The sequence below is a fragment of the Cytobacillus sp. NCCP-133 genome (assembly GCF_026011715.1).
In the GTDB taxonomy this organism is placed as follows: Bacteria; Bacillota; Bacilli; order Bacillales; family Cytobacillaceae; genus Cytobacillus.
This window is the reverse complement of the sequence record NZ_BRVM01000014.1, coordinates 1-22,332: the sequence shown is the minus strand read 5'-3', so window position 1 is coordinate 22,332 and position 22,332 is coordinate 1. Positions and strand designations below refer to the sequence as shown.

Below are 22,332 nucleotides of genomic sequence, written 5' to 3'. Positions count from 1 at the left end.
ACCCTAAATTGACTTATTAGACTCAATTACATATAATAATGACCAGGTGGTCATTTGTCAATCATAAAGGAGTGACATTCTTACATGAGCAAGAAGCAATTAATTATGGAAAGCGCTTTAGAACTCTTTGCCAAGCAAGGGTTTGAAGCTACCTCTGTTCAGCAGATCACCGAGCACTCCGGCATTTCCAAAGGAGCTTTTTACTTATCATTCAAATCAAAAGATGAATTGATCATGGCATTGATTGATCATTTTATGATGCAATTCATTTCAGATCTTGACCATATAGTCAAAGATCCCAATAATACGGGTGAAGAGCTTTTAAGAAAGTTTTTTTACACCACTTTCCACTCTTTTCAGAAGCATTCAGACTTTGCCAAAATCTTCATTAAAGAACAAGCGCATACGTTTAACCAAGAATTAATATCAAAAGGGCGCCACTTTGACCAATTAATCGATAACATCACCCTATCGATGTTAGATCAGTTATATGGAGAGACTGTCCAGCATACAAAATACGATTTAATCTATTGCATTAAAGGCTTCATGCATATATACTCTCATTTATTTTTATTTTTCAATGTGCCTCTGGATCTGAACCTTCTGGGCCGATCACTTGCGGAAAAAACGAATCTAATGGCAAAGCAATCAACCATTCCCTTTATCACGGACGAGCTCTACGAAATGTTCAGCGAGCCGGTAAATAAAGAGATAACCACCGGGAAAATGATAGAAATCATGGATCAAAAAATACGGGAATTAGAAGAGTCGATTGAAAAAGATTCCCTGATCCTGCTTAAGCAGGATGTCCTGGAACCCAGCCTGAGCCCTGCTATCATAAAAGGATTGATCGCAAATATCAAAAGCCTTCCGCATTGCAGATTGATTGCTTATTCACTTCGAAAGTATTATCATTTTTAGCCTGTTAGAATTCTTCTAATGCTTCAGAGGCAAGCTATCAGACCCTAAGAAAAGCGCGCAGGGCGTCTTGCCCACGAAGGAACGCAGATTAAGAACGCTGCGTCCTGTGACAACGTCTGCATGACCCCATCCCGGGGGCCTCAAGCTTGTGACCTCAGAGGGTAGGCTGCTTGCGCTAGACAATTCTCTAGGTTCAAAGGGATCTAAATTCTGATATTATAAAAAAGCCTCAGGCTTCCGAGAATCACTCGAAAGCCTGAGGCTTTTTATAATAAAAGGTTACTTTTTCAATGCCTGATACTGGTTTATGATTTCATTTGCCAGGTCGCTTGATTCAGAGAGACCACAGACTTCTTGAAGTACATACAACACTCCATTTTCTTTAATCATATCCTGCAGTTTTACTGCTTCCTCGTCACCCTCGTAATCAAACAATAAGGCTGCTGCTATCGCCTTTGCAAGGTTGGCAGCGGACAGGCCTGCTTTTGGGTTGGGTGCCCATGCCGCAGCTTGTAACATTTTATTAATTCATTCTTTATCTACCGGATCAGCTTTCACTGTTCCATTACTTCTTCAATTTCCTATTGCATTAAAAGCGTCCATTTTAATCTCCTCGCCCCCAATATTGTCCTTTAAGAAATGGAAATAATCTTTTTCTTCTTTTTTTCTCCGCTCAGGCCAATCGGAACACACATTGGTGATCCTTCCACAGGGTCTTCAATAATACGGCATTCTAGTCCAAATACTTCATTAATCATTTTTTCTGTAAAAATATCCTTTGGAGTCCCTTCTCTGTATATTTTTCCATTCGAAATACTTATTAAATAGTCAGCATAGCGTGCAGCCTGGTTAAGATCATGGAGTACCATTAAGATGGTTCGGCCGTATTCACCGTTTAATTCCCTTAACAACTGCAGTACTTCAATTTGGTGGGCCAAGTCAAGATAAGTTGTTAGCTCATCCAATAGGAGTAAGTCTGTTCCTTGACAGAGTGCCATTGCGATCCATGCCCTTTGTCGTTGTCCTCCTGATAAAGCGTCGAGTGGCCTTTCCGCAAAGTCATGCATACGGGTAGCATCAAGTGCCCAATCAACCATTTCATGGTCAATTTTTGTATTTTTTGATAAAAGCCCTTTATGCGGATGACGACCATAGTAACACAACTCCTTAACTGTCAAACCTTCCGGTGCCTGTGGACCCTGTGGTAATATTGCAAGCTTTTTTGCAACTTCCCTCGTAGGTTCACGGTCAATTTTTTTACCATCCAAGTATACTGTTCCTTTTTGTGGCTTCAGTAGTCTGGCCAGCGAACGGAGAATGGTAGATTTTCCACTCCCGTTACCGCCAATCAATACCGTTATTTTCCCTTCTGGAATGGTGATTATTAAATCCTAACAACAGAAATGGACTCATATCCTAAGCATGTATAATGTCTACGAAAGATTCATAGAGCTTACTATTCTTCCTTTCAACAATCAAGGGACTTTTATCATTGTACCTATCATTCAAAGGTTTGCATCTGGAAGGGTGGAAGTAGCAAGTCCATTTGCACTTGTACCCGAGAAAGGGATTCAAATGGAGATTACACATCCTGTGAAGGTCCTTGAAATATATCAAAAGAGGGTTGGAATCAAGGTCAAGAAGCATTGGATTCGTTCAAGAACGACCTTTCCAACAGTTCCGCTAATTTAGCACTTGCTTATGCGTATAAAGATTTTAAAAAATCACTGAATCCTGTTTCCTTTTTAGAGGCAGCAGAAAATCATCAGGATTCCTATGTAATTATGGAGCAATCCGTTATTGAGGGTCACCCCTGCCATCCGGGCGCAAAGATGAGGAAAGGCCTCTCAGCCTATGAAAATTATAAATATTCATCTGAATTCCAAAACCCAGTTAAACTCTCCTTTGTTGCCTTATATAAAACGTTGGCGAGTAGGAGTATTTTAAATAGAAATTGGAATGAGTTACTTTTTTCATACGAACCTGATCTGAAAACAACATTTGAAAAAACATTAATAGAATTGGGGAAAAAAACTAAAAATTATTACATTCTTCCTGTTCACCCTTGGCAAGCAGAAAATATAGTACCAACCATGTTTTCATCGGAAATAAATAGCATGGAACTAATTAAGATTCCTTATGACAAATGCTTTTACTATGCGGGAATGTCTTTTAGAACGCTATTTCCTATGGATATGAAGGGCTTTAAACCACATTATAAATTAACAACAAATGTCCATTTGACTGGTGAGGTTCGAACATTATCCGAACAAACCATTCATAACGGGCCACTTATGAGTAAAATTCTAACTGACATTTTAACAAATGATCCCCTTATTAATGAAAAGGTATTTATTCCTGCGGATGGTGCCGTAAAGGCATTTTTTATCCCATCCGCCGACCGAGAACTTACCACGGACTCAAACGCGGTCCAGGGTGGTGAGCTCAGGTTAACCACAATTTAAGAAAGGCGATCAAAAAACCAAAACGAAAGGAGAAGTAGTTTATCTTAAATATCTGGATTTCGTGTCTTGACAGAGGGATACATTACAAAATGCCTGAATTACTTTTTCAGGACGGTCATATATTGGTTCCGGTTTCCGGGTATGATCCATTAATCCGCCTTTTGTTGAAAGAATAATTTGATCTCATTTATCTTTTATAATTTGCTTTACCAATGTTTCACTATGCCCAGCACCATAGACATCGGCTGTATCAAAGAAATTAACACCTAAATTAAAGGCATGATTCATCGCTGGAATAGACTTCTGATCTTCTACCGAACCCCAAGCGTCCCCTCCGATTGCCCATCCACCAAAACCAATTTCAAAAACCTTTAATCCTGTTTTTCCAAGTGTCCGATATTCCATTTTTTCTCTCTCTTTCTTAATTGATATTTTTAAATGAGATTGATATTTTTACAAAATTTTTAAAAAAGGGAGATATATCCATTCTACTTTGTAAAAATCATTATGAATATTCTCCCTCGATGATAAATAACAGCTTTATTCCCCACAAACCGAGGATATTGTGCACCTTATGAAATAAAAATCTTCCAACGTCTTTCGGGTACAAGAGTTTGAGATTTCTTTTGGCATGCTAATTGGTATCCATGTCCCAAAGGTCAAACAGAGCAATGAATATTATATGGTTTACCTTCTCAGATTGCTGTCTTCCTTTCTATGAAACTGTAAAATTCAGGATACATTATTAATGTCTCTTCGGTAGCCGAAAAAAAGGTTGCCCAATGCTACTGCCTATTGTGCTTCCAAATTCGAGTTGATCAGTTTTCCGCGTTTTGTTGGTGGGACCCTCATAGAAGAAATGGCTACAATAAATTTAAAATAGCGCAAACCTCTCTTTTGATTTACGCTGTTCGAAAAAACTACCCATATTATAATTATAATATATTTCTCTTCTTTACTCCTTTACTAAAACTCGTCTGCCTTTGCCGTGTGGAATACATAAAGGAGTACCAAACAACGGGTCTTTTGTAATGATGCAATCCATTTGAAAAACATCTTTTACCATTTCAGATGTTATTACATCCTCCGGTTTCCCCTGTAAATAAACCTTTTTATTACTAATTGCTACAATTTGATGCGCATATCGACACGCCAAATTCAAATCATGTAAAACCATAACAACTGTTCGCTTTTCCAGTTCATTCAATTCAAATAAAAGGTTTAAAATTTCAACTTGATGTGTCATATCCAAATAGGTTGTGGGTTCATCTAATAAAATAATATCCGTCTTTTGAGCCAATGTCATCGCAATCCATGCTCTTTGCCTCTGTCCGCCAGATAAGGCGTCAACTGACCTATCAGAAAATTCTTTCATTCCGGTAACCCGAAGTGCTTGATCCACCACTTTTTCATCTTCAAAAGACCATTGTCTTAGCCAACTTTGATAAGGATACCTTCCTTGTTTAACAAGTTGAAAAACTGTAAGACCTTCAGGAGCAACTGGACCCTGTGGTAAAATGCCAAGACGTTTAGCCACCTCTTTAGTAGATAAATCTCCTACAACATCACCCCCTAGTAACACCTGACCTGATTTGGGTTTTATAAGACGGGCTAGTGAACGCAATAAAGTGGATTTCCCGCAACCATTGGCTCCAACGAATACCGTGATTTTTCCTGTGGGAATTATCAAATCAAGATCATCAATTATTGTTGCTTCACCATATTTCAAGGTCAGAGACCTTGCTTCTAACACGTTCATAAGTCTTAGCTCCTTTACATATTCCGATTTCTGTAAAGTAAATATATAAAAAATGGTGCACCTATTCCAGATACAAAAACCCCTGCCGGAAGATCAAGTGGAAGAAATACAGTTCTAGCCACCACATCCGCTAAAATAACGATTAATCCACCTATTAAAGCAGACATTGGTATTAACCCTCCAAAAGATCGGCCAACAAGTTTTCTTGCAATATGGGGCGCAATTAAACCGACAAAACCGATTCCTCCGCCATATGCCACAGCGGAACCTGCCAAAGCCACTGAAATAATAAGCAAAGCTAATCGGTTAAGCTGAACTCTTGATCCCAAACCCAAGGCAACTTGATCTCCCAGTTCCTGAACATTCACCTCTGGCGAAAAAAGAAGAGCAAGAGGAACAAAAATCAGCACCCACGGCAGCATGGAATACACATTTTCCCAATTTGCACCATAAACACTTCCTGTTAGCCAAATATAAGCTTGGCCTGTAGTATAAGTGCGATTAAGAACAATCATCATTGTCGTTAAAGCACCCATTGCCGCTGACATTCCTATTCCTATCAGCACTAGCCGAATCGGTGTTACCCCTTTCTTCCAGGCTAAAATATAGATGACAAGCGAGACGGTTCCTGCCCCCAAAATGGCTACAAAAGGGATTAAATTAATACTGACTGAACCCGAAAAGTATGTAATAAACAAAACTGCCGCAGCTGAAGCCCCGCCCGTTATTCCTATAATATCAGGAGAAGCCAACGGATTCCGTATGATTCCCTGTAAAATTAAACCGGATACCCCAAGTGCCATGCCGACAAGTAAAGAAAGAATCGCTCGAGGAAGTCTAAGAGTTTCAATGATAAATTGATGTTCTGGACTTTCCACCCCCAGTAAATGCAATAGGACTGTAATAGGGTTAATCATCGTACTGCCAACGGATAATCCCGTGATAAATAACAATAGTGATACACAAAATAATGATAATAACATGACAATCATTTTTTTTTCTAAATGGAAAGATACTTTACCTGATTTATTCCTAACTGAGAAATACTTGTTCATTCCTTATTAAACCCCCTGCGTGCAATATAAATAAAAAATGGGGTGCCAATAAATGCGGTCATCACTCCGATAGGCATTTCTTGGGGCATAATAACAAACCTTGCCGCCACATCAGCCAACAATAATAAACTGGCCCCAAATAATGCACTATAGGGAACAATCCACCGATAGTCAATACCAACTAACGAACGAACAATATGAGGGATAATCAGACCAATAAAACCAATGGAACCGCCAACTGCAACAGAACCGCCAGCCAAGATGACAACAACACATGCCATTAATATTTTAACTAAAATGGTTCGTTGCCCCAGACCTTTCGCAATGTCTTCTCCAGAGGACAAAATATTAACTGCATGCCCCAATAAGAAAGCCAAGATTCCTGCGCCTGCCATGAAAGGTAAGATTGGTTTCAGCATATCCAGTGTCCTGCCAGCAACAGAGCCGGACAGCCAAAAAAGTACTCCTTCCAGATTTTGTTCATCAAGGACCAGTAACCCCTGAGTAAAAGATACAAATAAGGCTGAAATGGCAGCACCCGCCAGAACAATTTTTATTGGTGACAACCCATCCCGTCCCAACGAACCAAGAAAATACACTAAAATTGCTGCAACTGCCGCCCCCAAAAAACCCATCCACATAAGATGTATCAAGGAGGAAACTGAAAAAAAAGAAACTGCTAAAACGATAAAGAACAGTGCACCGGCGTTGATCCCAAAAATACTCGGGGAAGCCAGCGGGTTTCTCGTTAATGCCTGCATAAATGCCCCAGCTATGGCGAGACTTGCTCCGATTACGGTTGCAATAACAGCTCTTGAAATTCGTGTCGTTGTTATGATTACATGTTCTGTTGAAGATGGGTCGAAATTCAGCAAGGCATCAATCGTAGTTTTAAAAGGAATTGGTGTCTGGCCCAAAGCAACGCTTAAAATAAAAGAGATGGCAAAAAGACAAAAACCGAGAATTAAACCTAAAATTTTTAAGTAGTTATAGGGAAATAGATGCGTCATTTCCTCCCTCTTCTTTCATGAATTAGTTTATAAACGACAAGAATAGGAGGATTAAAAATCCTTCCTATTCTGCCTAAATCTTTGAATATTTATTTCTCCAACTCGAAATGCGTATAAAGATCATCCAGCATGTTATTGGCAGCAATGATGCCCCCACCATTATTCCAGGAAATCTCATTTACCATATAGACTTGATTATTTTTCGCAGCATCAAGATCTTTCCACAATGGATGATTCGTCCATTCCTCAAAAGATTTTTTAACAGCATCGCCGCTAGTATCATCAAAATTGAAAACAAAGAAAACATCGGCATTCATATTGGGAATACTTTCTTTGTCTGTCAGCTTTAGTACTACAGTACCTTTTTCAGCTTCTTGTTGCTGAAATTCAGGACGTTCAAATCCCAGTTCACTTAAAATGTCCCCCGCGAAGCCTGTAATATAAATACGGGAGTGGTCTTCCCTGAAATTAAGTATGGAGACCTCAACCGGCCACTTATCTCCCATTTTGGCAGTAATTTTTTCTTTGAAATCAGCAACCCTGCCGTCCCAATCAGAAACAAGTTTATTTGCTGCTTTTTCTTTATTTAAGGCATTCCCCATTAAATCTACCGTTTCCTTAAATTTAAAAACCGTCTCATGTGTGACTGTTGGGGCAATTTGAGATAATTGATCATAAATTTTTTCATGACGCAGTTTTGAAGCGATAATCAAATCAGGTTTTAATTTAGCAATTTCTTCCAAGTTTGGCTGTGTCTCCAAACCGACATTTTGAACCCCTTCCAAATCGGCTCTCAGATATTCATAAACCGGCTGTTCCACCCAGGACTCCACCGCACCTACCGGCTTCACTCCAAAAGCAACTGCAACATCGGTAGCTCCTTGGTATAGGGTTACAATTCTTTTTGGTGTTCCCTTAATGGTTGTTGTTCCCATTGCATGAGTGATTTCACGGGAACCTTCAGATTCTGGGGCAGCTGCTTCTTTTTGTTCTGTTTGTTCCGCCTCTTTATTATCTTTCGAAGTTCCCCCTGATGATTGACTTCCGCACCCAGCCAGAAACATTACAAGTGATAAAATGATTGCAAGCAATGAAAATGAGTATTTTTTTTCAAATGAATATGTAATTCCAGACATACATTTTCCTCCTTTGGTTGAAAATGATAATTATTATCATTTTATGTTTTTATAAATTCCTAATCTAGTAATCTAAAGACCTACTGAATAAGCTTTTCCTCCCTTTATTAAAGATGGAGCACATGCAATATAAAAGGGGGATTTATATGGCAAGTACTTACCTCAATTGATATTAATAATCGTTATCATTTATAATGATAAATTATTTAGGGATTTCAATCAATAGAGTTTCAAAATTAAATATTAACATTCTTCTATATATTTACCGGTTCTTTTGAGTTTGCTTTTCATCGGGCAAATTCCGCAATAACCTATTCCTTCAATGTCTTCTTCCAGCTGATAATACATACAGCAAGTTCTTCGCGAAGAATTTTGCTCAAATTCAAATCCAATCTTCAAAAATTGTCTAATCGGATTTTCTTTTAAATTAAAAAGGTCCCCTTGTGCATCCTTTAAGAATTCAAAGTCACTGTTCAAACGCTCAATTTTAACCATCTCCATATCTTTTGATAATAATTTCCGATAGATGGAGTTGATTCGAATGGCTACGTTTTCCCACAAAATTGCTGATGAAAGACGGGAAGTTTTTTGCAGAATATTAAAGATGGGCGTAATATGCTCAGAAAAAAGAGAGTGTAATACATTTTCACGCCATTGTTCCCTCACTGAATCAGATCCTTCGTCCCAGGGCCAATCTTTCGATTGAATGCATAATTCCCGTTCTTTGCTCAACGCACATGCTTTAATGGGTAATTTTAGTGCACTGTTGTATTCGACCATACTATATAAGTTTGAAGCAACCACAAGATAGGCATACCTTTTGGAAAACATCGAAGCAGCGACTGATAAATTTGGTGCCTTTATCTCTTTCATCAACCTCTGTAAAAATATTCTACATGTTTTTTCATTTAAAAGTTCCGACATATCGATATCTTTTGCTTTCTCATTCTCTAAATGTATATTAAAGGTCCTGAGTTTATTGCTCACCGTATTGTTCATGTTTATCATCCTAATAAATTTTTTCGATTATGATGAATAATTAGCAACTGCTAAAACTTCGGCAGTAAAAAACCTTATACGTACATTCCCACCAAAAGTTTGGTGGGAATACATATGCTCCAAATTAATCTTTAAGAAATCCCCAATCTTCTTGACTTCTCTTTTTTTTCTTTGTCAATTGCACGTTCCATTAACATTTTATAATTTAGGTGGTTAAATTTGTAAATCCCGTCTTGATCAGCGATAATATAGTCACCCGATTCAAAAACGACTCCTCCAACACTTACCGGAGTGTTGACTTCACCCTCGAGCTTTAAATTTCTTGTCGTCTTTGGTGAAATTGTTTCATAAAATACAGGAATCCGGCAATGCCTTAAATATTCAACATCTGCTACTGCCCCGTCAATTATAACGGCAGATAATCCAATTTCAACTGCTTTTCTCGCTCTGAATTCTCCCCAGCATGCATGTGTTTTATTCCCAGAAGTATCAATAACTAAAATTTCCCCTTCTTTGGCATGTTGAAGGGCTATATTTAGCGGGTAACCATCTCCACTTGATAATTTTACGGTAATGACTTCCCCATGCACTTTTGTGACAGGCACTGTACATTTAAAATTGGATATAAAACCAAAGTCGGTAAAGTGCCCTATTGTGGAAGTACTTATTGTTTTAAATTTCGCCATTTCATCCGTTGTGTATCTCTGAATCCTTTCTTTAATGGTTAACATTTTGACCCCCTTGCTAATTCATAAAATGGATTATATCCTATCCCCTTTCCAGATGGCATCGCCCCTGGTACACCATCCGATTCAAGTAAAGGACGGATGATCAGCTTTACTGGCCATTGTTTTCTTTCGAAAAGTGCATAGTGGATTACTTCTCTATCCTTCTCAGGAATGTCAATTGTTTGTAATGCTTCTCGTAATTTAATTTCTGTAATTTTCCAAAATGTTTCTTCTGGAATATGATAGATTTTTGATAAAGATTCCATTATTGCCGCCAAATTCACTTGTGTGCCAAGGGATTGGATATAAAAAATTAATTTTTCAACTGTTTCGTTGTACAAGCTGTTTGAATAACCAGGTCTTATATGGTACTTAGGATCTTTAATTTGATGTTTATCTAAATATGGTTGATACAGGCGTACTGAATCATGATCTCTAAATAACAGTCCCGCTATTTTTTTATTTTTTAGAACCACACAACAATTTTGGCCGTGAATTTCCGGTACAATTCCGACTTTAAACAACCTCATAGTAATATCATAAAACATCCCTGTGAGCTCCGAGTAAATATCGACGACATCTTTATTTGATAAATTCTTTTCTACTAATTCACTTAAAAAATGTTGGTCCTGTAGATCTACGCCCAATGAAGACATAGGGACTATTTTATACCCATTTTTCATAATTTCTTGAGGATAAACTCTTATTTGGGTAGCTAAATGGCGCGGATGATCAACAAAAAGCCCCATTGATTGTGGTAAATATCCCCACCAATTTTTTTCTTCACATAAGAATACTCTGTCAGTAAGAGTCTCGTCACAAGCTAAGGCTTGCCGAAACATTTTCTCTCCAGCTATGCCGTTCAACAATTTTACGACTGGTAAGTATCTGGAAGCGCCCAAAGACATAACACTAATTGGCAATTTCAGCATTTTTGTTGACTCATGGGGAGATGTTAATGAGCGGACAGAAGATGTGGCTAGGAAATCACCAACTTTTGCATCCAGAATAACAATTGTTTTGTCTTTTAATTCCTGATTAAAATTCGGGATGATTATATTGTTAAGCTGCCAAGGATGAACTGGGATAATCGTATATTCATCTTTGGAAATTCCCTTGATCATTAACTCCTTTTCAATAATCGCTTTTTCCTCGTCTTTTAGAATATCAAAGCTTTCAAGTCCATTTTCCGGGCCCCCTTTTACGACTGAATCATTACATATTGCCACCCAGCATAGAGTTGTCTTTCTCCTGAATTCAGCCATATATTGTTGATAATCAATTGGTGTAAAACCTATTTTAGCTTTGGATAACGGATGAAATGGGCGATCGCGTAATGATGCAATCATCTCTCCTTTTACAAACCAATCGTAAGCTGATTTCGGCTTAATCGTTTTGAAATCATCTACCCGTTTTAGGCTAAGATTTAATTGCTCTATAGATACTTTTAACCCTTTCAGAAAATCCTTTACACCGGGATGTTCATACGCTTCTTTTGACAACGAATATTCCAGTACGCATTCACTAAGTTCAATTGTTGAAGTGATCTCTACCCAATCTTGGTCCTCCTTCTTGTAAATAGAAGAACCAGATACCCACTGATATCCCTGTCTATAGCTTTTTTCAAGCAGAAAACATAAGTTATCAATATAAACCAAGGTTTGTTTAAATGCGGGATAAAGTTGTTGGATACCAGTTGGTGCCTCTTCCAGCATTTTTGTCGTCTGTTTATCGATCAAAAAAAATTGCTCTGCAATAAATGCATTCATTAAATCTTGAGTTATGATTTGCTCAGCTGTAATACTTTGTTTTTGAATCATTGCTTTTTCCATGACAGTCCCCTTCTGTTATGTAATAAAATTCAGGATGAGGATGACCTAAAAAGTCGTGGTGAGAAATCGTCCAGCAATAGGCACCTGACTTTTTGAACAAGATGACATCCCCAACCCGTAAACTTTTCACCATGACATTTTCATGGAGTCGATCCTTTGGGGTGCACAACTCACCTACAATCGTAACGTTCGAATCTTTGACTTCCGGCCTTTGAAAAGGATAAGACCATCTTTCAAGATGCATAACAGAAAACGGATGATTATGCCCCCAAGATGCAGGCAATCTATTATGATGGGTTCCTCCCCTTATAACAGCGAAGCACTGCCCGACTGACATTTTTATATCAACTACTTCCGCAGCATAATAACCATGGTCAGCAACGACAAACCTGCCAGGTTCAAAGAACAATTCCGTATCCCCCAGACTTTGTACTTTTTCACTATTGGAGAGCAAGGAGGTAAAAAGATTCCAGTCAAATCCAGTTGTTTCATTATAGGAAACCCCAAAACCTCCTCCGGCATTGATCACTTTTACATCTAATCCATATTGGTGCTTCCATCGTTCCACTTTTTGAATATAATGATGAATCATTTCTACGTGCAATTCCGCTTTCAGGTTATTTGATAAAGAGTGGAAGTGAAAACCCTTGAAATGAACGTGGGTATTTTCTTTCTCTCTTAAAATGGATAGCGCTTCCCCAATTAACTCTTCATCCATTCCAAACTGACTTGGTCGACCTCCCATCGATATGTTAGTTTTGGGTAAAGAATTTGTTCTTAAATTAATCCGTAATAAGACATGAATATGTTTTTTGCTTTTTTTCGCCAGTACAATTAATTTCTTCAGTTCCAAAAGACTTTCTGCATGCAGATATGAAACATTTTCACTCATTGCGCTTTCAAGTTCGTAATCTTTCTTGCCGGGTCCCCCAAATAAAACAGGAACCGTCTTGGAAACCTCTCTTACTTTGTTCAACTCACCTATTGATGCTACTTCAAACCCTTTCACTAATGGCAATAATACTTCTATAATTCTCTTATCCGGATTCGCTTTAATCGCATAAAATAAATGTGTCTGCCTGGGCAGTGTGCTTAACATATTACTTACATGGCTTCGAATCCCTTCCAAGTCATAAATATAAGCACATATTGGATCTTTCGTCTGATTATGCACCTCATTTATTAATTTTTTTATAGAATTCATTCTGACCTCCAATTAAACTTCGGTATTCATTCAATTTTTCCATATATGCCCGAAATGCTGTACCTCTTTCATCCCCCAATACAAAAATATGTACCCCTTTTTCCAACCACTTTCTATGGTTATTAGGATGTCGGGAGACAATTGCGTAAGGTACGTTACAATGCTTTGAGACTTCATATAATTTTTCTAGATGGTTTTGAACTTCCAGATGATCTGTCTCCCATGGCACAGCAAGTGATTGAGAAAGGTCAGCCGCTCCTTCCAGAACGAAGCTAACTTGCGGCAATGATAAAATAGATTCACTTCCCTGAATTCCTTCCAGGCTTTCAATCATTGGCACGATCATGATCTCTTCATTTGCCTTGGAGATATAATCCCTTAAAGAATATTTTGCAAAAAGTCCCGGCCTACCGCTATTAAGACTTCTCATACCAATTGGATGATAGAAAGCATAGTTAATTGCCTTTTCTATTTGTTCCTTTTGGGTAACACTAGGTATTACGATTCCTTGAGCTCCACAATCAAGCACTTTCAAGATTTCGATCCGATCGACTTTCGAAATACGGACAAGCGGTGTAATTCCCACTAACTCCGCAGCACGGACCATTTCTTCAATTGTTTCCATATTCGTTGATGTATGTTCGTAATCTATAATGACAAAATCAAACTCCGCATGGCCAATTAGTTCAACCATAATGGGATGTGGGATAGATGCAAACATTCCAAAAACAGGCTGCTTTTTTTTAATCTTTTCTTTAAGTTTATTTTTTTTCATTTATTTCAGTCCACGCCAGCAGCAAAGGATTTTTTGCTTTACGGAAATACAACTGGCCGTCACCGTAAATACGGCGCTTAGTCATTTCTTCGATCAATGCATCCTCAGAAAATAAATCAAACATTTTAAACCGTTCTGCAAATTCAGGGTGAGCATTTTGATAGGCTGCTATCGTTTTTACACATGTACGCCAAAAATCTTTCTCACTCAAGCCGGATTTTTCAAAAGCAAAACAAATTTCTGTCATGCAGATAAAGAAAAATGCATCATAGGTATAGTCTCTTACTTCTGCTGAATCTTTGGCCTGAATGAACGAATATCTATTAAACTTCCTGTGACTTTCCGGCTCCGGATTTAATTTTGGTGCCCAATCCGGTTTTAAAAGTTGATCAGGAGTGTAGCGAACGCCATCATGCAAATCTTTAATAATGATTCTTTTCGGGAATTGGTTTTCAATGACCAGGATAATATTTTGGGCGTGGGATTCCAGCGCGATCCCGTGAGCGAACAATAGATGTATAATTGGGATTGTCACAACTTTAATAAGCGCTTCACTCCAAGCTTCAACCCCATATTGATCTATCGCAGCTTGGATAAATAGTTTTCCGTTCTTTTGAATATGCGATAGAGCATTTAGCGGCCAAGCTTCTTCATTATCTTCAAGATATGTCGAAACGTTTTCTCTGAATATAGCGCCGAGAGTTCCATAAGTCATACCGTATTGAATTGAATTTAGCTGATCGTATCGAAAAGATATTCCCATTACTTCTCTTAAAATCTGAAATTTTTCCTTTTTTAATAACGAGTCATCTTCTATGATTTTGTTTAGCCAATCACTTATTAACGGGGCATTCTGAGTTGTATGATGGGCTAAAATACGACTGGTGGAAGTATTTGTTATACTTAAAGGGAATTTTATATAGGGTGCTTCTGTTTTTTCGCGACGAGATAAAGAACGGATCGATTGCTGTGCTCTATAAGTACTGTTTGCTGTTCCCAAGATTACAATATCTTTATCCATTAATTGTTGAACAAAGAGAGATTGAATTTTGTTTTTCAGTTGCCAAGGGTGTACTGGCAAGAAAACATAATTCTTTTCTTCGCTGCCTTTTTCTTTAAGCACCTGTAAAAACCTGAGTTTATCTTCATTTTTTATATGATGTTTTATGATTTCTTCAAATGACATCTTTTTTAAAGTATTGACATCTATTAGTTGTTGATTTACTGCAACCCAGTATATTAAAACTTCCTGATTGAATTCCGGTCCATAAGCAAAATTATCTTCTAAAGAAAAACCGATTCTTGATTTATAGCTTGGATGATAAGGGTGACCATCCACCATATGACTTTCCAACGCTTCATAGTGTTGGTCCTGTTCTGGTATTTGATCTAATTGGAACTGCTTTGATTGATGATCCTTTACTAACGTTTCTAGTAGCTCATGAATAAATTGAGAAGTATATGAACCTGTTAAGTTATTTTGTATAACCTCTTCAAGAAACAGATATAGATTTGTGCATTTCTCTCCTTCTCTTTTAATAGAATTTTTTTCAATTTTTATTCGGCCGAATGACCATTTCTCAACTGCTTTACACGAATATTGGATGATATCTCCTTTACCGCTTTTTCCGTTAAAAACCCAATCGGTTCCCTTTTTAATTGCTTTTATAATATCTTCAAAAAATAAGGCCTCCAACGTCTGGCGCATAATCCTCTCTTTTACTTCTTCCATCAATGATGCCTTGTGTTTATACAAGTAACTTAGCGTTGCCATAGGTTTCACTCCCTAATTTTTTCAATATATTTTCCACCGGAATATAGGACGGTGTCTCACTATTTCCCCAAAGACAACTTATCATATTTTTTTTGGCAGCAAACGTTTCAGTTGTCAGTAAATGAAGAATGAATTCATTTGAATTATTTTCATATTCTTGAAGAAGAACATGACGTACAATCGCCCAAAAATGTTCTTCTTTCACATTTGCATCTTTGGCCATTGCATGGATTAAAGATCCTAAATGGTTAACAATAAAATAATAGGATGTCCGTGCCCAGGCTTCTTCTTTTTTGTAGAAAAGAGGACCTGTCGGATCAACATCATCTTCAACCTTTTCTTGATTTACACTTACGCCTTCCAAATCTCTAATAATAAAGGTGTGCGGAAAACCATTCCTTATTGTTAGTAAAGAGTTTTGTAAGTGCGCCTCAAAATGAATGCCTTTCTCTTCTGCTAAACGGACTATAGGTAATAATGAAATGTCCAAATATTGTTTGAGCCAGGCCCCTAACTCTATATGTTGACTTTTTATCAGAGAGTAAAGTCGGGAATGTTTACAATTAACTGGGATTTCTATTAAGCTGGATAGAACATAGGTTGTTTCTAGATTGAATTCAATTGGGCGATAGACAATTGTAAATAATTTTGTCACATCTTCACTTGCAAATTGACATGTACATATCCCTGTTTCATATGCTATTTTTGTATTTGATTGCGCCCCGAATCCGTTTCTATGTAATATGTATCTGGCGGCATCCATTGTTCGGCGCATTTGTTCTTTATTATTGGTTCTCATCATATTTGTGATTTGAATGTTCAGCGAAAGCTTGATGTTGCAATTCATTTCAGGAATATACACCGTACGAACCGAAGATGTTGGGTATGCCACAGGGCCAAAGCTACCTAACGGGATGATTTTCTCCTGATTTATATAATCCAAGACATCTTTTACTGTTTTTACATGCTCGTATTGCCAAGGATGGATGGGTAAAATTTCGTAGGAATCCAATTTGTCTTTTAGTACTTCTCGTACATGCTCTATAATACTGTCATGCAATTTAACCCGTTTTTCTTCTGACACCCATTCTTCTTGAAAAATATCTTTTCTGACAGCTAAATAACATAACTGAAAAGAAGTTCGGAGTTCGGGACAAAACCTTTTAACCTCATCTTCCGTAAACCCTAATGTATTTTTTGGAAAGGGATGGAACGGATGCCCATACAAGAGTGATTGCTCTGACGTTATATAATCCCATTTATGTTGTTCAACGGAATGGTCTAAAAATAAGGCCAGTTTATGAAAGCTATTGCCAACTTTATTGAAAAAATCAGTCGAACGTTCTGCCTTTATTTCAGGATGCTTACCCTTTATATCATTAACAATCAGTTCAATTAAATAAGTATAATCAAGCTTTCCAACTCCATTTACATAATAATTGGCATATTCGTGTTCACCCAGTGCTGAATAGAACGAAAGAGACCCTGATATTATTGCGTTACTCACTGGGAAATATATAGAATAAGCATCTTTATTGACTGAAAATAAGTTGGGGTTTTCACCGCAGAACTCTCTAATGTAACAATTTAATAATGTTTTGCACGTATGGAAATTTGCTTGATCGCGACTGTTAAATCGTTTTTTTTCTGACATTTTCAACACCTTCATTTACTTTTGATCTATTTAAGAATGAAGCCAACGGTAATGTTAATAGCATGCAAACCCCTAGCATTAGGGATTCTTCTTTTAACGCAATCCATTTTGCAAGTTCCGGCCTTTCTCCGGACTGAATGATCATATGCCAGCGGATATCGTAATAAACGGATAATAGTATTACTGAAAAAGAAGATGCCAACCGTTTGATTGTATTGGACAATGTTGAACCTTCGTGCAGATCATCATCCTTGAGTGAATTAAGCCCAATAGTCGTGACGGGCATATTCGATAAACCCACACCTATTCCTCTACCTGCCATTAGGATGAAAATTAAAATTAATGGCACTCCTTTTGGGATAAATGCAAAAAATAATATGGAAATGGCAATCAGGCCGATGCCATAAACAATAAAACGCATTGATTTGCCCGAATCAATTAAGTTCCCTCCGATCCATACAAACAAACTTGTGCAAATGGCTGTAGGAATAAAGAGTACACCTGTTAATGAAGGTGATAAATCAAACACCTCTTGGAACATCAAGGGCAATATAAAAATAACACCAAACATAACTGAAGCATGGACTGCTGACATAATAACCGAGGCAGCGTATACCGGATTCTGTAACAGTCTGAAACGAATAAGAGGTTCCTTTTGTCTATCCTCCAATTGAATAAAACGAACTAAAATAACTGCACCTAAAATAAGCAATGCACTTGCCGCCCATCCCGGAAATGTCTGATTTGAAACCATCTGAATGCCCAAACTCAGTCCGCCAACACCTAATACCATTAATCCAATGCCTTGAAGGCGGATTGTTTTTCTGTGTGCAGGTGTATCTGGGGTGATTTGCCTGTAGCACAGTATTAAGGAAAGCAGCGCGAAAGGAACATTGATCCAGAAAAGATGCTTCATCTCTCCAAACTGAATAATGAAGCCTCCAAACGTTGGGCCAACAGCCGGTGCAATGGTTAACAGCATTCCCCATGCACCAGTCACTTTTCCGCGCACTTCCTTACTGTAAATATCAAATAATAAAACTAACGATAACGGGATCATTAAACCAGCTGAGACGCCATGCATAAAGCGCACAATCAGTATCGTCTGTACATATTGTGAAAATATGCCTCCTATAATGGAAAACACACCATATAACCCAATTCCCAAAATGTACGTTTTTTTTCTGCCGAGGCGATCGACAATACAAGCGGTCAACGGCATTGTTATCGTCATTGCCAACAGATAAAGTGCGATAATCCAACCGCCATACACCGTTGAAATATTGTACATTTCAACAAAATTCGGCAATAATATATTAAAGGCACTATTCGTTAATACTAGAGAAAAGGCGCCAATAAGGATAGCAAATAAAACAGTATGCTTCTTCAAATTGATCAACATTTTCATTGTTATTTGATCATTTGAATAGCTTCAACTACAGACTTCTCAAATATATCCAGAACTTCAGCGGCTTCATTTTCTGTAATGATCAATGGAGGCAAGAAACGCATGACTGCAGAGTGGCGTCCCCCTACTTCAAGAATCATGCCATTATGAAAGCATCTCTCCTGAACTTTTTTAGCCAGTTCCTCAAATTGTGGATAGTGCCCCAGACAATCTTTGGGTTCTTTTGGATTTACAATTTCAACCCCTATCATCAACCCTCTTCCACGAACATCGCCAATCTCCTTATATTTTTCTTTTAAACCGTTAAGCCTTTCAAATAATTGCCTGCTGCGTGCTTTTACATTTTCAAGTAGATGTTTTTCTTTTATATATCTTAAAGTTGCCAGACCTGTAGCCATTCCCAACAGATTGCCGCGGAAAGTACCAATATGGGCCCCTGGATTCCATTGATCCAGTTCTTCTTTATAAATAACAACTGACATTGGAAGACTGCCGCCTATTGCTTTTGAACAAACAATCACATCTGGAATGATCCCTGCATGTTCAAAAGAAAACATTTCTCCAGTTCTCCCAATTCCTGTTTGAACTTCATCGATAATTAAAGGAATCCCTCTTTCTGCGGTAATACGCCTCATTTCTTTTAACCATTCAATATCAGCTGGGATTGACCCGCCTTCCCCTTGTACTGTTTCAACTATCATACCGCAGGGGGACGCAATGCCACTTTCACAATCGTCTAATAAATTTTCAATATATTGCGCACTAATTTTGGCAGTCTTACCTTCCCCTATCCCAAATGGGCAACGGTATTCATAAGGGAAGGGCAAAAAATGAACATCCGGCAATAAACTTTGCAAATGTTGTTTCTTGCTTAAATTTCCACTCATAGACATCGTAGCTTGGGTCGAACCGTGGTAACCCCCTTGAAACGCTAAAACGGACTTCCCGTTAGTGGCATTTTTTACTAATTTAATCGCTGCCTCGACACCATCGGCACCGGTTGGGCCACAAAACTGTATTTTAGTCGAGTCCCTCAACTCCAAAGGCAATACGGAGATAATCTCTTGTATAAATTCGATTTTCAAAGGAGTTGCCAGATCAAGGGTATGTAAAGGAATTTGCCGCTTTAGCACACCTTCTATTGCTTCAATTACAACTTGGTGATTATGCCCCAATGCCAATGTTCCCGCACCGCTTAAACAATCATAAAATACTTTTCCTTCCACATCCGTTATCATTAATCCTTCAGCTTTCTCGATTACCAGCGGAAAACAACGTGGATAGGATCTGGCATTCGATTCTTTTTGATTTTGTAATTCTAAATACTTGTTCTCCATTTTAAATTTGATCATAAATAGACACTCCTTTTTATTTAATTACGGATATTACAGTAATTGATATTACTGATTAGAGTTCAACATTGAGAATGAATATCAGTATCAATTACCTCATTTATCATAATTGATAATGATTATCATAGTCAATCTTTAAAATAAAAATAGGAAATTTCACCCAAACAAGATTAGACATTGGTGTTTTTGACACCCTTGAATTATCTAAAGTTGACGGTATTGCCTGTCCAGAATTAGTCGATTATAATGCCCGTATATAATTCAAAACATTCCGATATTTTTTGGCCCACACCCGTCCGTACGATCCTAGAAGCAAAGGGAAAATTGAACGCTTTTTCAAAACGGTTCAGACACGATTCTATCCTTTATTGCAGGCAGAACCTGCCATGTCGCTCGATGAACTGAATGAAAGGTTCTGGCGGTGGCTTGAGGAGGATTACCATCGCCGTGTGGATAGGCTACACTTAGTTGAACAGAAAAATTAAGGTCAAGTAGACTACAGATAATACATTTGAGGAGAAACTACTATGACTAAGAAAGAACGCCGGACATTTACTCCGGAATTCAAACAACAGATTGTGCAGCTCTATCAGAACGGAAAGCCTAGAAAGGATCTTATTCGTGAATATGACCTCACGCCTTCTTCATTGGATAAGTGGGTGAGCCAGAGTCAGAAGTCAGGATCATTCAAAGAAAAGGATAATCTGTCTCCGGAAGAACAAGAGCTGGTGAGGTTACGGAAAGAAAATAAGCAGCTGATGATGGAGAACGATATTTTAAAGCAAGCCGCGCTGATACTAGGACGAAAGTAATTGTGATCAAGAATAATCAACACAAATACTCGATATCAGCAATGTGCAAGGTCCTGCAGATTTCAAGAAGTACCTAATACTATGAAGCAAAAGAAAGGCCCGCTGAGGACGATTTAACCTCAACGAACATTGAAATTTTCCAAAACAGCCGTCAGAATTATGGAACCAGAAAGATCAAGGTGGAACTAAAAAAGCTTGGGCATCAGGTTTCCAGGCGCCGTATTGGCCGAATTATGAATGAACAAGGATTGGTGTCGAGTTATACAGTCGCTCAGTTTAAGCCACATTCAAAAGGCTGTAACGATTCCGCTCAAAGGAACGAATTAAACCGTGCGTTTGACCAGGAAGAAGAATTAACAGTAGTTGTAAGCGATTTAACATATGTAAGAGTCAATCAAAAATGGCATTACGCATGTGTCTTTGTTGATCTCTTCAACCGTGAAATTATTGGGTCCAGTACAGGACCAAACAAAGATGCAGCATTGGTCTATCGGGCTTTTGCGTCCATTAAAAAGGACCTCAGGAAAATTGAATATTTTCATACCGATCGTGGAAGCGAGTTTAAGAATACGCTGATAGATGAAGCTCTGAAGACTTTTGATATTAAGAGATCCTTAAGCAAGAAAGGCTGCCCCTATGATAATGCAGTAGCTGAGGCAACGTTTAAAATCATCAAGACCGAGTTTGTCAGAGGAAAGCATTTTACAAGTTTAGAAGAGTTAACGAGAGAATTCAATGACTATGTTCATTGGTTCAACCACATTCGTATTCACGGAACCTTAGGCTATTTAAGCCCAGTTGAATACAAACTTGGACACCTTATAAAATCTGTCTAGTTTAGTGTTGACAATCCAGACCAACCCCTTATTATTTATTTATATTTATTTTCATAAGAGAAACCACTTGAAGCATTTTACACGTTACATGGTGTGGGCATTCGTTCATTAAATCAGTTTCGGGTCTGTATACCTTTAGAGAGACATTGGGACATCCCTTTCACCCTACTTACTCAAGGGTTACTCTTCCCGTAAGGGAATTCCTTACAGATACGGCCATAAATCCACATAAAAAACCCCGTTTATATATCCATATACCGGATACACTCACGGGGCTTTATGCAAACTTTATTCTTCTTATGCAGACTTTTTTCTCATTCTGCAAACTTTATTTTGTTTTAACACCACGTTCTTTCTCGCCAGGCTTTTTCCTCTCTCTTTTCATCCAACAAAAAACACGAGGAAAATCGGATGGTGATTCCGATTTTCGCTCGTGTTAGGGAACGTTTAATTTGACCAAGAATACAGTTTATTTTGCTAAGGAAGAACTCGATTTTGCTGTTCATTAATAATAAAGTTATTTACTTTTAATAGTATAAAGGTAAGCGTCAAACTACGCCCACATGGTTTGTCGCTTTTTTATATGCGATAATCTCCTAGAGATCAAACATA

At 38.0% G+C, this 22,332-nt stretch carries 16 protein-coding genes and 4 pseudogenes; 4 read left to right on the top strand and 16 right to left on the bottom strand.

The features are described from left to right. Positions 1–84: 84 nt before the first annotated feature. Complete coding sequence (locus NCCP133_RS15495) at positions 85–921, top strand: TetR/AcrR family transcriptional regulator (protein ID WP_264805974.1); 837 nt, start codon at positions 85–87, stop codon at positions 919–921. 279 nt (positions 922–1,200) lie between these two features. Here NCCP133_RS15495 and NCCP133_RS15490 read toward each other — a convergent pair whose 3' ends face one another. Then, positions 1,201–1,440 (bottom strand): hypothetical protein, encoded by a 240-nt coding sequence (locus tag NCCP133_RS15490; RefSeq protein ID WP_264805973.1) that lies wholly within the window; start codon positions 1,438–1,440, stop codon positions 1,201–1,203. A gap of 113 nt (positions 1,441–1,553) precedes the next feature. Next, positions 1,554–2,303: pseudogene (locus NCCP133_RS15485) on the bottom strand (ABC transporter ATP-binding protein); the annotation flags it as partial. Positions 2,304–2,567: 264 nt separating this feature from the next. On the opposite strand from NCCP133_RS15485, the gene NCCP133_RS15480 reads away from it, so the two are divergent. Continuing rightward, complete coding sequence (locus NCCP133_RS15480; RefSeq protein ID WP_264805972.1) at positions 2,568–3,386, top strand: IucA/IucC family protein; 819 nt, start codon at positions 2,568–2,570, stop codon at positions 3,384–3,386. A gap of 87 nt (positions 3,387–3,473) precedes the next feature. Here the strand turns inward: NCCP133_RS15480 and NCCP133_RS15475 are convergent. The 14 genes and pseudogenes from NCCP133_RS15475 to NCCP133_RS15410 form a co-directional block, all read right to left on the bottom strand. Beyond that, a pseudogene (locus tag NCCP133_RS15475) lies at positions 3,474–3,791 on the bottom strand (aldo/keto reductase); the annotation flags it as partial. Positions 3,792–4,341: 550 nt separating this feature from the next. Further along, entirely contained in the window at positions 4,342–5,145 is an 804-nt protein-coding gene (locus tag NCCP133_RS15470; RefSeq protein WP_264805971.1) for an ABC transporter ATP-binding protein, read from the bottom strand. A 14-nt stretch (positions 5,146–5,159) separates the two neighbouring features. After that, complete coding sequence (locus tag NCCP133_RS15465; protein WP_264805970.1) at positions 5,160–6,200, bottom strand: FecCD family ABC transporter permease; 1,041 nt, start codon at positions 6,198–6,200, stop codon at positions 5,160–5,162. Then, the gene (locus NCCP133_RS15460) at positions 6,197–7,210 is read right to left on the bottom strand and encodes a FecCD family ABC transporter permease (RefSeq protein ID WP_264805969.1); all 1,014 of its coding nucleotides are present in this window, start codon (positions 7,208–7,210) and stop codon (positions 6,197–6,199) included. Before NCCP133_RS15460 ends, NCCP133_RS15465 begins: the two co-directional genes overlap by 4 nt. An 89-nt stretch (positions 7,211–7,299) precedes the next feature. Next, complete coding sequence (locus NCCP133_RS15455) at positions 7,300–8,346, bottom strand: ABC transporter substrate-binding protein (protein WP_264805968.1); 1,047 nt, start codon at positions 8,344–8,346, stop codon at positions 7,300–7,302. 243 nt (positions 8,347–8,589) lie between these two features. After that, positions 8,590–9,345 (bottom strand): IucA/IucC family C-terminal-domain containing protein, encoded by a 756-nt coding sequence (locus tag NCCP133_RS15450; protein WP_264805967.1) that lies wholly within the window; start codon positions 9,343–9,345, stop codon positions 8,590–8,592. Positions 9,346–9,476: 131 nt separating this feature from the next. Beyond that, positions 9,477–10,076: an RraA family protein gene (locus NCCP133_RS15445; RefSeq protein ID WP_264805966.1), complete on the bottom strand. Its 600-nt coding sequence runs from the start codon at positions 10,074–10,076 to the stop codon at positions 9,477–9,479. Further along, positions 10,070–11,905: an IucA/IucC family protein gene (locus NCCP133_RS15440; RefSeq protein WP_264805965.1), complete on the bottom strand. Its 1,836-nt coding sequence runs from the start codon at positions 11,903–11,905 to the stop codon at positions 10,070–10,072. The genes NCCP133_RS15445 and NCCP133_RS15440 overlap by 7 nt, the downstream gene beginning before the upstream one ends. Then, entirely contained in the window at positions 11,865–13,109 is a 1,245-nt protein-coding gene (locus NCCP133_RS15435) for a type III PLP-dependent enzyme (protein WP_264805964.1), read from the bottom strand. The genes NCCP133_RS15440 and NCCP133_RS15435 overlap by 41 nt, the downstream gene beginning before the upstream one ends. Next, complete coding sequence (locus NCCP133_RS15430) at positions 13,081–13,884, bottom strand: HpcH/HpaI aldolase family protein (protein ID WP_264805963.1); 804 nt, start codon at positions 13,882–13,884, stop codon at positions 13,081–13,083. Before NCCP133_RS15430 ends, NCCP133_RS15435 begins: the two co-directional genes overlap by 29 nt. Continuing rightward, positions 13,871–15,658: an IucA/IucC family protein gene (locus NCCP133_RS15425; RefSeq protein ID WP_264805962.1), complete on the bottom strand. Its 1,788-nt coding sequence runs from the start codon at positions 15,656–15,658 to the stop codon at positions 13,871–13,873. The genes NCCP133_RS15430 and NCCP133_RS15425 overlap by 14 nt, the downstream gene beginning before the upstream one ends. After that, entirely contained in the window at positions 15,633–17,312 is a 1,680-nt protein-coding gene (locus tag NCCP133_RS15420) for an IucA/IucC family protein (RefSeq protein WP_264805961.1), read from the bottom strand. The genes NCCP133_RS15425 and NCCP133_RS15420 overlap by 26 nt, the downstream gene beginning before the upstream one ends. Beyond that, positions 17,290–18,720 carry an MFS transporter gene (locus NCCP133_RS15415; protein WP_264805960.1) on the bottom strand — a complete coding sequence of 477 codons (1,431 nt, stop codon included), beginning with the start codon at positions 18,718–18,720 and terminating at the stop codon, positions 17,290–17,292. The genes NCCP133_RS15420 and NCCP133_RS15415 overlap by 23 nt, the downstream gene beginning before the upstream one ends. A 2-nt stretch (positions 18,721–18,722) precedes the next feature. Then, complete coding sequence (locus NCCP133_RS15410; RefSeq protein ID WP_264805958.1) at positions 18,723–20,072, bottom strand: diaminobutyrate--2-oxoglutarate transaminase; 1,350 nt, start codon at positions 20,070–20,072, stop codon at positions 18,723–18,725. A 281-nt stretch (positions 20,073–20,353) separates the two neighbouring features. Between NCCP133_RS15410 and NCCP133_RS15405 the strand changes: the two are divergent. Further along, positions 20,354–20,521 (top strand): annotated as a pseudogene (locus NCCP133_RS15405) (IS481 family transposase); the annotation flags it as partial. Between the two features lie 78 nt (positions 20,522–20,599). Then, positions 20,600–21,720 (top strand): annotated as a pseudogene (locus tag NCCP133_RS15400) (IS3 family transposase). Positions 21,721–22,332: the final 612 nt, after the last annotated feature.